Raw genomic sequence first — 15301 nt, 5'->3', positions numbered from 1 at the left:
TACGGAAAAGGTCAAGGAAAGCAAGGTTGGTCATATTTTGAAAGTAGGCAGCTTCACAAGTATTTAAAGTATTTACGGCAAGTAGGCTGGCAGCCGTAAAAGGTTGGTAACGATAATTGTAGATTCTGGCGGAAACACACTACATTAGGTAGGCATTTGGAAACACCAATGAAAGGGGTTTCTTTGTATATGCTAAACACCACCTCATGCCCGACCCTTTACTTTCACCTTCTATAGATTTCGTCTATACCCCTGTTATCAATTTCGCAATGCAGCAAAACCACGTACCGGTGGTTCGCCAGTTGTTACTTAAAAACACCGCTGGCCAAGATCTTGAAAATGTAACGGTAGAAATAACTTCAGAACCCGATTTTGCTGTCGCATGGAACCATAAGATCGGGCTCCTGGTAAAAGATGAAAGCATAGAGGTCACTCCGGTTAATTTGAGGATATCATCAAAATATTTAGCCGGACTTACGGAAAGAGTTGCAGGTACATTTACGTTAAAAATTTCTTCAAATGAACGGGTGATTGCAGAGCAGGTATACGATGTAAGTATTCTTGCTTTTGATCAATGGAATGGAATAACAATACTGCCGGAAATGGTAGCGGCCTTCGTTACTCCAAACCATCCCCAAATAGTCAACGTTATTAAACGTGCTTCAATAATACTTGAAAAATGGACAGGCAGTCCATCCTTTGATTCTTATCAAACACAAAATCCAGATAGAGTAAGAAAACAAATGGCTGCGATATATGAAGCCATTGCTGAACTTGAAATAACTTATGTTACTGTTCCTGCAAGCTTTGAAGCCGCAGGCCAAAGAGTACGTCTTTGTGATGCCATCTTTTCGCATAAAATTGGTAATTGCCTTGATCTCTCATTATTGTATGCTGCTTGCCTTGAAGCAGTGGGAATAAATGCTTTGATTGTTATTATTAAAGGTCATGCTTTTGCCGGTGCCTGGCTTATTGACGATTCATTTGCAGATAGTGCTAATGATGATGTTTCATTAATTACCAAAAGAACGGCAGAAGGTATTTATGAGATTGCAGTTGTAGAAACAACTTGCATGAATGCAGGGCAAAAAGCATCATTCGACGATGCTGTAAGAGCCGCAAATCAACACCTGGTTAAGGTAGAAAATTTTTTACTTTTTGTAGATGTAAAGCGGGCAAGGTTTAGTGGTGTCCGGCCATTGCCACTAAGAATGCCAACGTTACATGGGTGGGAAATAGTTGAACCTGCTTCTGTTACAAGAGATACAGATGCTCCCGAAGAACTGGTGAGTGGGCCTAAATTAGTTGATGTAGATAAGTTGAAAGTTTCGAAGCAATCTATTTGGGAAAGAAAACTCTTAGACCTAAGCCTGAGAAATAACCTGCTTAACCTTCGCATCACTAAGACTACCATTCAACTTATTTCGGTTAATCTAAACAAGCTGGAAGATGCCCTTGCAAGTGGTATTGAGTTCCAGGTACTATCTAAGCCGGCTGATTGGGATAATCCGCTTCGCAGTTCAGGCCTTTATCAATCTTTAAATCAATCTGATCCTATATCAGATCTCATGAAGAACGAGTTTTTGCAAAAGCGACTAAGGGCTTATTTACCCGAAAACGAGCTTACAACAAGTATAACTAATCTCTATCGTTCTGCTCGTTTGTCGCTGGAAGAAAATGGTGCGAATACACTTTATATTGCTTTGGGTTTATTAAAGTGGTATGAAACAAACATTAGCGAACGTCCCCGGTATGCTCCCATCTTATTAATGCCTGTTGATATCATCAAAAAATCCGCTCAAAAGGGTTTTGTTATTCGAAGCAGAGAAGAAGACACCATGATGAATATTACGATGTTGGAGATGATGCGTCAGGATTTTGGTATCAACTTGGGCGGGTTTGAAACTTTGCCAAAAGACGAAAATGGGGTAGACGTAAGGGCAGTGTTTAGCATTATCAGGCAAGGTATTATGTCGCAAAGTCGATGGGATGTTGAAGAACAAGCCTTTCTGGGAACCTTTTCTTTCAGCAAGTTTATTATGTGGAACGACATACATAACAATGCAGATAAATTAAGTAAAAATAAAGTGGTGGCCAGTTTAATGTCGGGCAAAATGGAATGGGATGCCGGAGTTGAAGAACCGATTACACATTTAGACAAACAGTATCATCCTTCTGATATAGCCTTACCTATAAGTACAGATTCATCTCAATTGGAAGCAATAGCTGCATCCGTTAATAACAAAAGTTTTATCCTTCACGGACCGCCTGGAACTGGCAAGTCACAAACTATTACCAATATTATTGCGAATGCTTTGTATAACGGTAAAAAAGTTTTGTTTGTTGCCGAAAAAATGGCTGCATTAAATGTGGTGGAAAAAAGATTAAAAGCAATCGGGCTTGCACCCTTTTGCCTTGAATTGCATTCCAATAAAACAAAGAAATCGTCGGTACTTGAACAGTTAAAGAAGACTTCTGAAGTAACAAAGACAACGCCACCTGAAACATTTGCATTTGAAGCTGAACGATTACAAGCACTACGCAGCGAACTGAACGGTTATGTTGACGCTTTACATCATGTTTATGGTTTTGGCTTTTCTCTATATGATGCATTTACGGGCCATGCACAATTTGCAAATGCGAAAGGAAATATCTCTTTTCAACATGACATTATAGATACGCTTACAAAGCAACAGTTGACACAATGGAATGATCTTGCTGAAGAACTGCAAACAGCAGCGGCTATCATAGGACAACCGCATAATCATGCACTAAAGGAAATGTATATTAGTGATTATACCCCTTCCATAAAAAGTGAAGCACGTGAGGTAATACCAAAATACATCAAAGCTTTAGTCGAATTAAAATCTGCAAGCGTAGAGGTAATCCGCCTTTTGAAAGTAAATGAGCCCCCCACTTCAACGGACAAGCTGAATGTTCTGAAATTAATTGCAACCTTACTATTGCAGTTACCTGACACGTCATCTTCCATGATAGCCGCTGAGAATATGGAGCAAACGTTATCGCAGGTTATTGATGTAACTGTTCACGGTAAAAGAAGGGATACACTAAGAGATGGATTGACGAAAGGTTATCATAAGGCAATTCTTTCATTGGAGGCACAAAGATATTTAGCTGAATGGAATGCAGCGTCAACAAAGTGGTTTTTACCGAAGTGGTTAAAACAAAATTCAATAAAAAAAGCTGTCAATAAATTATCATTATCAGGAAGGGTTGACAACGATCACGTTATTCCGCTATTTGAGAATATAATAAACTACCAGGAAGAACAATCCCATCTGGATTTACAGGAAACATTCCTGGCGCCTCTACTTGGCTTTCTGTGGAAAGCAGGCAATTGTGATTGGACTAATCTTGTTACCATTTCGACTACTTTGTTGCAGATTAATCGACAGGCTATAATGCTATTGGGCAACGCTGTAGAATCCCGGAGATGGAGAATAGAATTTTCACACGAATGTGCAGAAGGAACAAAGTCGCTGTTGGAATACAATTCCCTTGTTTTAAATAAGTATATCGATGCGCATGGTTTTGTGTTGAAAATAGAAAACGACCTAAGTAAACTATTGGGAGTTGATTTGGCAAGCATTAAAGGAAGCGATACAAATAAAGTAGAAACAGCTAAGGTCACTGCCGAAAGATGGCTTGCAAATATCGAAGGCATTAAAGATTGGAGCAACTGGAATACGATTAAACAAAAGGCTATTGATACAGGGTTGTCTCCCATGGTTTCAGCCTTAGAAGAAGGGTATATACAAAGCAATGACGTAGTAAATAATTATAAGAAAGGTTTATATCGTTCTTGCGCTGAATATATTTTTACTAAAAATCAGCAACTTGCTTCCTTTAATGGAAAACAGTTTCAGGAAAAGATCAGGCGTTTTCGTGAAATAAGTGCGGCATTTGAAAAGCTTACTAAAGAAGAGCTGTATGCTAAGCTCGCCTCCAAAATTCCAAACTTCACACAAGAAGCATCTCAAAGTTCTGAAGTAGGAATTTTACAGCGGGCAATAAGAACAAATGGAAGAGGTAATTCAATCAGAAAGCTTTTTGATTCAATTCCCAACCTTTTACCGCGGATGAATCCTTGCATGTTGATGAGCCCTATATCTGTAGCACAATACTTTGATGCAGGCACGGCCAAATTTGATTTGGTTGTATTTGATGAGGCCTCTCAAATGCCCACATGTGATGCTGTAGGAGCCATAGCAAGAGCAAGTAATGTAGTGATCGTAGGTGATCCTAAACAAATGCCTCCCACTAACTTTTTCTCTTCTAATTATATAGATGAAGAGAACTTCGATAAAGAAGACCTCGAAAGTATTTTGGACGATTGCCTTGCGTTATCTATGCCTTCAAAACATTTGCTGTGGCATTATAGAAGCAAGCATGAAAGCCTGATTGCATTCAGCAATAGTAAATATTATGAAAACAAACTCCTCACATTTCCTTCTCCTGATGACATTTCTTCAAAAGTAAAATTTATACCTGTTGAGGGATATTATGATCGCGGCAAGTCAAAGCATAATAAGGCGGAGGCAAAAGCAATAGTGGATGAAATCGTGTTTCGTTTAACCGATCCTGTTTTATCTACACGAAGTATTGGCGTAGTAACATTCAGTTCAATTCAACAAATTTTGATTGATGATATGCTGAACGAAGTGCTGAAAACACGACCAGATCTGGAAGCATTGGTAATGCAAGCTGCCGAACCAATCTTTATTAAAAATTTAGAAAATGTGCAAGGCGATGAAAGAGATGTTATTTTATTCTCGGTAGGATATGGGCCCGATAAAGAAGGAAAAGTTAGCCTAAACTTTGGACCTATTAACAGAAATGGTGGATGGCGCAGATTGAACGTTGCAGTGTCAAGAGCCCGGTATGAAATGAAAGTGTTCTCTACACTCAAAGCTGATCAAATAGATGTTACAAGAACAGCATCAGAAGGTGTGGCAGGCTTAAAGTCTTTCCTTGAGTACGCCGAAAAAGGCAAAGAAGTTTTACATTATAGAAATGTAAACAAGCATCTAAATACTCCTGCTCTTGTTGAAACTATTGCCGAAGAAATAAGAAAGGGTGGTTACGAAGTGCATACTAACATCGGATGCTCAGGTTACCGAATGGACTTAGCTATAGTTGATACAGAAAACACCAAAGAATATATATTGGGAATATTGTGTGACGGACATAACTATAGTGCAGCTAAAACCGCAAGGGACCGGGAAATTGTACAGGTAGATGTATTAAAGTTACTCGGCTGGAACATTCATAAGATCTGGTCAACCGAATGGTGGGAAAATGCAGACAGGCAAATGCAAGGCGTTATTGCAGCTATTAAAGAAGCAGAAGAAAGAAAAAAAATGGTTCCCGTTCAATTAAAAGAACCAGAACCTTTTAAGCCTGTTGTGTCGCTTAAAGAAGAAGACCTTGTATTTAACAAGGCTGTTGTTCTAACGACTAATGAATTTGTAAAACAACCACATAATGACAAATTAAAAAGTTACACCGTAACTCGTTTAGCTTATGTCTCTTCAGCTTCATCCGATGAATTTTTACTTCCGATAAACCAACAAAAGATTTGCGATCAAATAGTAGAAGTTATAGAAACGGAAGCACCTATCAGCCGAAATCTTTTATGTAAACGTGTATTAGCTGCATGGGGAATATCAAGACTTGGAACAAGGTTGTCAACACATTTCAATATCTTATTACCCACACTTAATTTCCAAACCACCGGCGATAGAAGCAACTTATTCTTTTGGAGGCCGGGGCAAATACCTGGAGAATATACGGACTACAGAGTGCCAAAAACAGATGCTGAAAAAAGAGACGCAGAAGATATATGTCCTGAAGAAGTTGCTAATGCAATTAAGCAGGTAACAAAAGAGCAGATTAGTATTTCTAAAGATGAACTAATAAGAGAAACCGCAAAGATTTTTGGATTTGCAAGGATTGGAACTAACGTGGAGCAGGCGATGGTAAGAGGGATAGCTCATGCAATTAGTAGAAGCTATGTGAGTGAGGGGAATGGAAGAATTGTATTTAATGATTAGATTTTTAAAGTAATAATAAGCACTTGTTAATGACTAACAGATTGAACTAGATATGATAAAAATAATACACGCCGGGGGATAACAAAAAGCCGGAAACATTTTATGCTTCCGGCTTTTTCCAGCTTGTGGTAGCAGTTCTGCGATGTTGCTGGTTGTATAAAGATGCATTCGTTCTAATACATCTTTTAGCGGGTTGTATAAATTTATGTTGTGGTACTCCCATGTGGCAAAAAGGGAGTATATCATTGCTGCATCCTGACTCCTGCGAATAAATAGCTTTTTCGGCCAATTGCAACAAGACGAATGGGGTATCCCATTGTCCCTTCACACGTCTCTCATACACGAGTTCATGGTTGGATCTAAGTGAAGGACTTCACCTAGCCTTTTTCTGTTTTGTCTCCAGAGTGAAGTTGCACATTACTCACCTGATTTAATATTACTATCCGTTTTGCAAGCACGTTATATGTTTCAATAACCTTTAATAGTTTATTACATATTTTACGCACTAATCTTTTTTTACGTACACCTTGTTAAAGTAGTTTTCGCTGTCTCAAGCATTAAAGGGCTTGAAAAAAGAGGAAAGAATAACTAAGTTAGGAGTTGTTAAGGTAGAAATATTTCAATGCCGAAAAGAATGCTTTCATTATTGCCAAGTGCTGACCTTCAAGTTGTTATTATAAATTGTTGAATTAGAAAGTATAAATATTTTAAAAAAGAACGGAGAAATGGCGCTTTTTCAGGTTATTACTTTTACCAACCAATACTTAACGCACTAAATATTACTTGTAAAAGTTGAACTAAAAAAGAAACAGGTTATTTTATTTGATATTTCAGGACAGAGCAGGACAGTGTACTCAGCTAGAGTAGATACGTTTGGTCGTAAAAATTAAACGATTGCATATGAATGTAGAATTACTAAAAAAAATGTATAGCAAGTCTTTGTCTTCACAAAGGCTATTCGACCCTTTTAAATTACTTTTCCTGATTACCACCTTTTTTTTTACTACATCTAGTCTTTTTTCACAGAACGTCACGATGAAAGGCTTGGTCAAAGATGAGGCTGATTTGCCTCTTTCTGGCGTAAGTGTTGTGGTACAGGGAGGCTCCTCAGGAACCAGTACAAATGAGGCAGGAGAATTCAGTATTTCAGTACCTTCAAACGGTACACTTGTTTTTAGTAATGTAGGTTTTACGAAAAAAGAAGTACCCGTAAAAGGGGAAATGTTTTTGAATATTATAATGACCCCATCATCTGAATCGCTTGAGCAGGTAGTTGTGGTGGCTTATGGAAGACAGAAGAAAGCTACGTTAACCGGTGCTATTTCAACCATTAGCACCAAAGAGATTAAGCAAAGTCCGGCGGCAAACCTTGCTGTGACTTTGGCTGGTCGGCTTCCGGGGCTTTTTGCTCAACAAACATCAGGTGAGCCAGGTAGGGATGCAACGTTGTTATTTATGCGCGGCAGGGGTACGGTTAATGGATCCTCTCCACTAATACTGGTGGATGGTGTTGAAAGAGAGCTTACTGCCATTGATCCAAATGAAGTAGAGTCTGTATCAATATTAAAGGATGCATCTTCAACAGCCTTATTTGGGGTGAGAGGCGCAAATGGGGTAATCCTGGTTACCACGAAAAGAGGTACTGAAACTATTCCCACAATAGGAATGACTGTTGAAAGAGGTATTCAAGGTTTCACTCGTCGTCCAACAACAGTAAATTCTTTTGAATGGGCGCAATTAAAAAACCAGGCCTGGAAAAATGATTTTCCTAACCCTTCAACAAACAATGCTCCACCTTATTCAGCCTACGCTTTAGACCGTTATAGATTACAGGACCAACCGAATGTGTATCCAAATAATAACTGGGTAGATATGCTGTTGAAGCAATGGGTTCCGCAAACACGGTACAATTTGACGATAAATGGTAAAGGAGCTAATGTTGGCTATTTTGTAAATGTGGGTTATCTCGATCAAAGTGGTCAGTGGAATATAGATCCAAGCGTTACGGCCTATGATCCTTCACAATACATGAAGCGATACAATTTCAGATCAAATATTGATGCTACTTTAAATAAGGCAAAAAGTTTAAAAATGTTTTTAAATGTAGCCGGTAGCCTCGAAAAAGTGAATGGGCCATTTGTAGAGGCACGTTTTAATAACAGTACAGCAACAGGCGAAATTGTAAGCCGAATATTAAATAAATGGCCAACTATTCAACCTGGTCCTTTAACCCCAAATGGCCAGGTATTGGTGGGTGGAGGCAATTATGGAGAATCTCCATGGGGCGAAATGAATAGAACAGGTTATCGAAAGGAAAGCAGAAGTAATCTAACAGCAAGCTGGGGATTAAATCAGGATTTGAACTTCATAACTAAAGGGTTATCAGCGAGGGTTATGCTATCTTTTGATACCCGTACTATACATTTTCTAAATGCTTCACAACAATATCAGTATTGGGTACAAGTTATTGATCCAAACACCAGAACAGCGGATGGAAGAGATTCTGTTACTTATCAAAGAACCCGTACGGATTTCGATAACACTCCGCTTAGTACAAGTATTTCTGCCCAGTTTCAGTCATTTTATAATTCACAGTTTCAGATTAACTACAACCGCACCTTCAATGCAAAACATACATTTACAGGATTAGTACTCGCAACTCAACAAACATTGATTAAACCTAATGATGCATTACCGTTTAATGTAAGAGGTTTGGCAACGAGGGCTACTTACGCCTATGATAACAGGTATATTGCAGAATTTAACGCAGGCTATAATGGTTCTGAACAATTTGCAAAAGGTCGCCGTTACGGCTTCTTCCCATCCGTGTCTGCAGGTTGGAATATTCAAAACGAGGATTTCTTTGAAAAGCTTAAGACTTCCGTGAACCTTCTGAAATTAAGAGGATCTTATGGTTCAGTTGGTGGAGACCTTTTAGGCGACAGGAGGTTTTTGTACCTGGACGAAATTAAACGTGGAGGAGGCAGTTATTCCGCAACGTTAGGAAGAGGCGCAAACATACAGGAGTCTTTTTATGGCAATCCGAATGTACAATGGGAAGTAGCCAGGAAATTGAATGTAGGTTTAGAATTAGGCTTATTTAATAGCCTGACTTTTACCGCTGATTTTTTCAAGGAAAAGCGTGACAACGTACTTATATACAGAGGTTCCATCCCGATGATTATTGGTGTGCCTGCTTCATCACTTGCTCCTTCAAATATCGGCGTAATCGAAAACCAGGGTTATGAATTACAATTAGATTATCAGAAAAGGTTTAGGTCTGGGGTATCGATTTTAACGAAACTTAATTTCAACTATGCCAGTAATGTAATTGTGTTTAATGATGAAGTTCAATTGGCTTCAGACTATGCTTCTCGTTATAGAACTACCGGATATCAAATTGGTCAACAATTCGGTTACCGCTCTTTAGGGTTTTTTAATAGCCAGGAGGAAATTGACAAGTATGGTGTTAAATACCAGGGAAGAGTGCCAAGGCCGGGAGATTTGAAATTTGATGACCTGAATGGCGACAAAATTATTGATGCAAGAGATGCTATGCCAATTGGCGGATCTAGTGTTCCGAGATATACCTGGGGAGCTGCTGCTAACATTAATTATAAAAATATTGATGTTTCATTTTTATTTCAGGCTGCTTTCGACGTAAGCGGACTACTGGGACCATGGGAAATTGATGATTTTAGACAAAGGCATACACAAGCCTGGACGCCGGAAAGAGCAGCATCAGGATATGATATCCGTTACCCTGCGTTAACTCTTACACCAGCTTCGAGCCATGTAAACAGTACATACTTTAATGAGAACAAATCTTACGTAAGGCTTAAAAACCTGGAAATAGGTTATTCTTTTCCTACTTCATTAACGGGTAGATTAGGGATAAAGGGTGTTAGATTATATGTTAACGGGCTTAATTTGATTACATGGGATAAATTGGCTCAGAAGGATTGGGACCCGGAAATAAGCAACATCAACTCATATCCTGTTTACAAGGTCTTCAATGCCGGCTTCAACGTTAACTTTTAATTCCATTTACAATTATATTATGAAATATATTATTTTATCCGTCTTTGCAACCCTATTTATTTTATCGTCTTGTAAAAAAGACCCACTCGATATTACACCTGATGGAAGGATCACCCTTGCTGATGCATTTAGCACGCAGGAGTTAACAGAGGCCTATTTAAATACAACATACGAAAGCATGCGCAAGCATGCAGCGAATTACCACTATTATACATTTTTATCTGCTTTTGGTGATGACTCACACGAGAGTAATTATCCAACCCAGTCATTTATTGTTGCAAACTATATAGAAGGTAATATTAGTGCTGCAGCTAATCCATTTGATAACCAGGGAAGCACTACGCTGGCTTATAATGACACAAAATGGTATGAAAGAAATTGGGTCGGAATCAGAAGGGCTAATGTTTTCCTTGCCAATATAAATGAGAAAAATGTTACAGAAGCAGGTTATAGAGGTAGATTAATTGCAGAAGCGAAACTACTAAGAGCGCTGTTTTACTTAGATCTGTTAGAAAACTATGGTCCAATGCCAATAGTAACGACTGATCTTACTTTAAAACCGGATTTTTCTGATATTAAGAGAAGTACATTTGAAGAAGGTGCTAAGTTTATTGTAAAGGATTGTGACGATGCGATAGCAGAAGCCAACCTGCCATATAGAGTAACTTCTGAAGCTGAAAGGGGAAGAATGACCAAAGCAGTCGCTCATGCAATTAAATCGCAAATTCTTTTGTTTAATGCAAGTCCGCAATGGAACCCGTCCGGTGATGCTTCTAAATGGCAGACTGCCGCCGCCGCTTCAAAGCAGGCGCTAACTGCATTAACAACCAACGGCTTTCGACTTTTCCCTAACTATGAGAATTATTTTATCTCTAAGCCCGACCTGGGACAGAGCCCGAATGATAAAGAAACGCTATTTGAAATCAATGATTGGGGATACGCCGGACAAACGTATCGTAGGTTCGGAAACATTCTGTTCCTGATGCACATGATTCCTGATTTTGGTCCGGAAAAAGCCGGTAATTGTCCTTCGCAGGAGTTAGTAGATGCCTATGAAATGAAGAATGGAGAAATAGCTATTACTGGTTATAGCGATGAAGCTCATTTAAACCCTATTATAAATCCTGTGTCAGGGTACGACGATCAAAAGCCATATCTAAACCGTGATCCACGATTTTATGCGACTGTTTGGTACAACGGCGCTTACTATGGTAATATAAAAGGGGTTGAAACTTATATCGAAGCTTTTAAAGGTGGAAAGCATGGTATTTCGGGCATTAAACAAAGAACACCAACGGGATATTACATGAGAAAGTTTGTGGATCCTAAAGTTAGATCAGCAGCAGAGGGCACTGCCTCTTACAAAACTTTTAGGTTCGCCGAAATATATTTAAATTTTGCAGAAGCTGAAAACGAAGCGAATGGACCAACTTCAGAGGTGTACGACGCAGTAAATACTGTAAGAGCCAGGGCTCAAATGCCTGCTCTACCTGCTGGCTTAAGTAAAGATGCAATGCGTGAAAGACTAAGACGCGAAAGACGGGTTGAATTTGCACTTGAAGAAAACCGCTTTTACGACATGCGTCGCTGGTTGATATTGAAAAATGTTGGTAAAGTAACAACCGGTATGGAATGGGCAAAACAAAGCAACGGCACCTTGACAAACAAGCGAATTGTAACAATAAATAGAAAATCGTGGGAAGATAAATTCTTACTTTTTCCTATTCCATTAAGCGAAATTACTAAAGTGCCTTCTCTGACTCAGAATGCCGGTTGGTAAGCAAAATAGGTAATTCAATAATTGCTGAGAATGGCGATTTTTAATAGAAAAATGCTATTCTCAGCAAACTGAAAAAAGGTAAGCGCATCAGCGAAAATCTAAAAAGTTAGAATGAATCTTAAACAACTAAAAGCGGTACATCTTTTTATAACGGCTTCTTTACTTTTTATCAATAACAAATCATCGTTCGCACAAAAGTTTGTGCTGCCGGTTTTTCCCGACACGCAGGTAGAAGTAAATCAAAAACCCGAAATGTTTTACAGCCAGGTAAATTGGCTCAAACAAAGCAAAGACTCGTTGAACTTCCCCATGGTGTTACACGTAGGAGACATAGTTGATTATAACAATTTTGAGCATTGGGATAAAGCAAGCGAAGGGTTTGATATTCTCGATAGGAGTGGGCTTCCTTATGCTTTAGCATTGGGCAATCATGATACTTATGCTGTAGGCGAACATAGCGGAAGTGCTGCTCCGGGAGATGTAAATGCCAACCTTAGAATTACCACAAAGTTTAACGACTATTTTCCTGTAAGCAGGTTTACGCATCAGCGTGGCCGGTATGAAGAAGGCAAGAGTGACAACGCCTATTATACCTTTAGAGCTGGGGGTTTATATTGGATGGTAGTAAGTCTTGAATTCGAAGCAAGGCAGGGGCCGATTGACTGGGCAAACAAAGTGATTGCTGAACATCCAAGTTATAATGTCATTATCATTACCCATTTTCATCTCACGACAAAAGGAACGATCAATCAAACCAACGCCGGTTATGGTAATCTTACCAACCAGGCGATTTACGATCAATTAATAAAAGTGCAGCCAAACATACTCATGGTTTTAAGCGGCCACGTTGGCACATCTGCCTGGCGCATTGATGAAGGTGTAAAGGGTAATAAAATATACCAGGTATTGCAGGATTACCAGGGCCAGGATGCCGGTGGAGGATATCTCAGGTTGTTGGATATAGATTCAAAAGCCGGTACAATTGGGGCTAAAATGTATTCTCCCTATTATAAAATAACCAAAACAGATTCGTCTCAATTTTCATTTAACGATGTAACTTTTATTACCGGCAAAAATTAATACTATTGGTATAAGGTCAGCGGAAAAATCACCTTTTCTTATCAAACGACCGTAACCTTCTGCTAAGAATGTTTTTAAAACGGCGGTTATTTTTTTGCGGTAACCATCAGTTGTTTTACAATTTGGCAGCCGTTGCGTCGCACTCTTGTACTGTTCATTCTTTTTTCAACAACGCGGGTGCAGAAGGTTTAAAATGTCGTCAAATCATTGGTGAAAAGTTGCTTTAGGTAGATCAGTACAAGGGAGTGACACAACGATGAGGCCATGAAATGCCGAAGCTGGCAATAAAAAAAAACTGGTAACCGATCCAAAGAAAGAGACTTTTAAAGAGGAGTATCAACAATTTTAAAAATGAAAGAAATAGATCACAAAATGGCCAATTCAAATTCTTCAAGGAGGAATTTTTTGCGAAACGGTGGGTTAGTAGGAGCGGGGTTAATGTTTGCTCCCGGTTACATTTTTGGTGAGCAGGGTTTCGGGTTTGCACCTGCAGGAACGTTAGTAAAACCTGCGGTTACCGATAAACTATCCGCAGGTGATCGTGCGGCTATGAAAGATTATGTAGGTAAAAAACTGGATCTGTCTTACGAGAACCGGGTACTGGCGCAAAGCGTGGATGAATTGGTTGAACCTTTTAAGCATAGAACAGAAACACGAATGTGGCAAACCGAGTTTTGGGGAAAATGGTTTACCTCGGCAGTTTTAGCCTATCGTTATCGTCCTGAGCCAAAACTAAAAAAAGTGTTGGATTCAGCGGTTCAGGGATTGTTGTCGACTCAAACAGAAGATGGTTATATCGGAAATTATAAGAAAGAAAACCGGCTGGAGCAGTGGGATATCTGGGGTAGAAAATATTGCCTGCTTGGATTGCTTGACTACTACGACCTGACCAATGATAAGACAAGCTTACGTGCAGCCGTAAAATTAGCAGATCATTTAATAAAAGAAATTAATGATAAAGACGGCATCATTGTAAATAAAGGAAATTATCGTGGTATGGCTGCGTCGTCTGTGCTGGAGCCAATTGTGAGGTTATATAGCAGAACCGGCGATAAAAAATATTTGTCATTCGCAGAAACAATCGTAAAACAATGGGAAACTGAGGCTGGCCCAAAACTGATAAGCAAAGCCGCTGAAAATGTTGGCGAGCGGTTTCCGAAACCTAAGAGTTGGTATAGCTGGGAGCAAGGGCAAAAAGCGTATGAGATGATGTCTTGCTACGAAGGCCTCCTCGAACTATATCGCTTAACGGGAAAGGCGGACTTTAAAGAAGCTGTAGAGAAAACGTGGCAAAATATTAAGGACACCGAAATAAATATTGCAGGTTCAGGCGCATCAGAAGAAATGTGGTTTGGAGGCAAGAAGTTGCAAACCGGGCCTGTCGCCCATTTTCAGGAAACGTGTGTTACTGCTACCTGGATAAAATTGAACCATCAGTTATTGCGTCTCTCAGGCGCTGCTAAATACGCCGACGAAATTGAACGTTCGTATTATAATTCCCTTCTAGGCTCGTTAAGTGCAGATGCGGCTGGCTGGGCAAAATATACACCGTTAGCCGGGCAAAGACTACCGGGCAGCGGACAATGCGGCATGAGTTTAAATTGTTGTGATGCCAGTGGTCCACGAGGCCAGTTTACTTTGCCGCTTACCACGGTGATGTCAATGGATAATGGATTGTCTGTTAATTTTTATGTAGAAGGATCATATGAACTGAAGACGCCAAAAGGTAAAAAAGTAACCCTTATTCAAAATACAAACTACCCGGTTTCAGGAAGTATACATATTACTTTGGCTCTCGGCAGAAGTGAGGAAATGACACTTCGGCTAAGAATTCCGGAGTGGAGTAAGATGAGTAAGGTAACGGTGAATAATAAAGAAGTTTCGGACATAATGCCAGGTAAGTATCTCGAAATTAAAAGGGAATGGACATCGAATGATGTAGTTGCTCTTGAATTGGATATGCGGGGTCGTGTAGAACTGCAGGGTGGTGATCAAAAGTTTGCTGCTATCTCTCGGGGCCCTATTGTTTTGGCGCGTGATTCGCGTCTCAAAGGTCCTCACCTTAGCACTGTAAACAAGCCGGTTACAACAAAAGACGGATACGTTGACCTAAAACGCGTCACCCATGCAAACGACGACAATTTATGGATGACATACTCAGCTATGTTCATTCCGGAGTCTTATGCAGAAGCAGCAGCAAATCCCATTGAAATCACTTTGGTTGATTATGCTTCGGCAGGAAATGGAAAAGAAAAATCAACATTTGCTGTATGGCTTCCACAGCTATATAGTGGAAGAAATATTTAAATTATTAAAGAAAAATTTG

Annotated in this window: 6 protein-coding genes; 5 read left to right on the top strand and 1 reads right to left on the bottom strand. The window is 39.5% G+C overall.

Annotated elements, in window-relative coordinates; translation table 11 throughout:
• Positions 1 to 206 precede the first annotated feature (206 nt).
• A complete protein-coding gene (locus JWR87_RS05670; RefSeq protein ID WP_297816691.1) occupies positions 207 to 6074 on the top strand; it encodes a DUF3320 domain-containing protein in 5868 nt (1955 codons plus the stop codon).
• Between the two features lie 100 nt (positions 6075 to 6174).
• Here the strand turns inward: JWR87_RS05670 and JWR87_RS05665 are convergent, their stop codons facing one another.
• Positions 6175 to 6417 carry a hypothetical protein gene (locus JWR87_RS05665; RefSeq protein WP_297816687.1) on the bottom strand — a complete coding sequence of 81 codons (243 nt, stop codon included), beginning with the start codon at positions 6415 to 6417 and terminating at the stop codon, positions 6175 to 6177.
• A 557-nt stretch (positions 6418 to 6974) separates the two neighbouring features.
• On the opposite strand from JWR87_RS05665, the gene JWR87_RS05660 reads away from it, so the two are divergent.
• The 4 genes from JWR87_RS05660 to JWR87_RS05645 all read left to right on the top strand — a co-directional run bounded on the left by JWR87_RS05660 (position 6975) and on the right by JWR87_RS05645 (position 15282).
• Positions 6975 to 10115: a TonB-dependent receptor gene (locus JWR87_RS05660; RefSeq protein ID WP_297816684.1), complete on the top strand. Its 3141-nt coding sequence runs from the start codon at positions 6975 to 6977 to the stop codon at positions 10113 to 10115.
• Between the two features lie 19 nt (positions 10116 to 10134).
• Positions 10135 to 11895 (top strand): RagB/SusD family nutrient uptake outer membrane protein, encoded by a 1761-nt coding sequence (locus JWR87_RS05655; RefSeq protein ID WP_297816682.1) that lies wholly within the window; start codon positions 10135 to 10137, stop codon positions 11893 to 11895.
• A gap of 111 nt (positions 11896 to 12006) precedes the next feature.
• A complete protein-coding gene (locus JWR87_RS05650) occupies positions 12007 to 12975 on the top strand; it encodes a metallophosphoesterase (RefSeq protein WP_297816679.1) in 969 nt (322 codons plus the stop codon).
• Positions 12976 to 13326: 351 nt separating this feature from the next.
• On the top strand, positions 13327 to 15282 hold the full coding sequence (locus JWR87_RS05645; RefSeq protein ID WP_297816675.1) for a beta-L-arabinofuranosidase domain-containing protein: 1956 nt from the start codon (positions 13327 to 13329) through the stop codon (positions 15280 to 15282).
• Positions 15283 to 15301 lie beyond the last annotated feature (19 nt).

The sequence above is a fragment of the Segetibacter sp. genome, assembly GCF_025963695.1.
GTDB lineage: Bacteria > Bacteroidota > Bacteroidia > Chitinophagales > Chitinophagaceae > Segetibacter.
The sequence above is the reverse complement of the archived record's forward strand: the minus strand, read 5'-3'. Positions and strand labels throughout refer to the sequence as shown.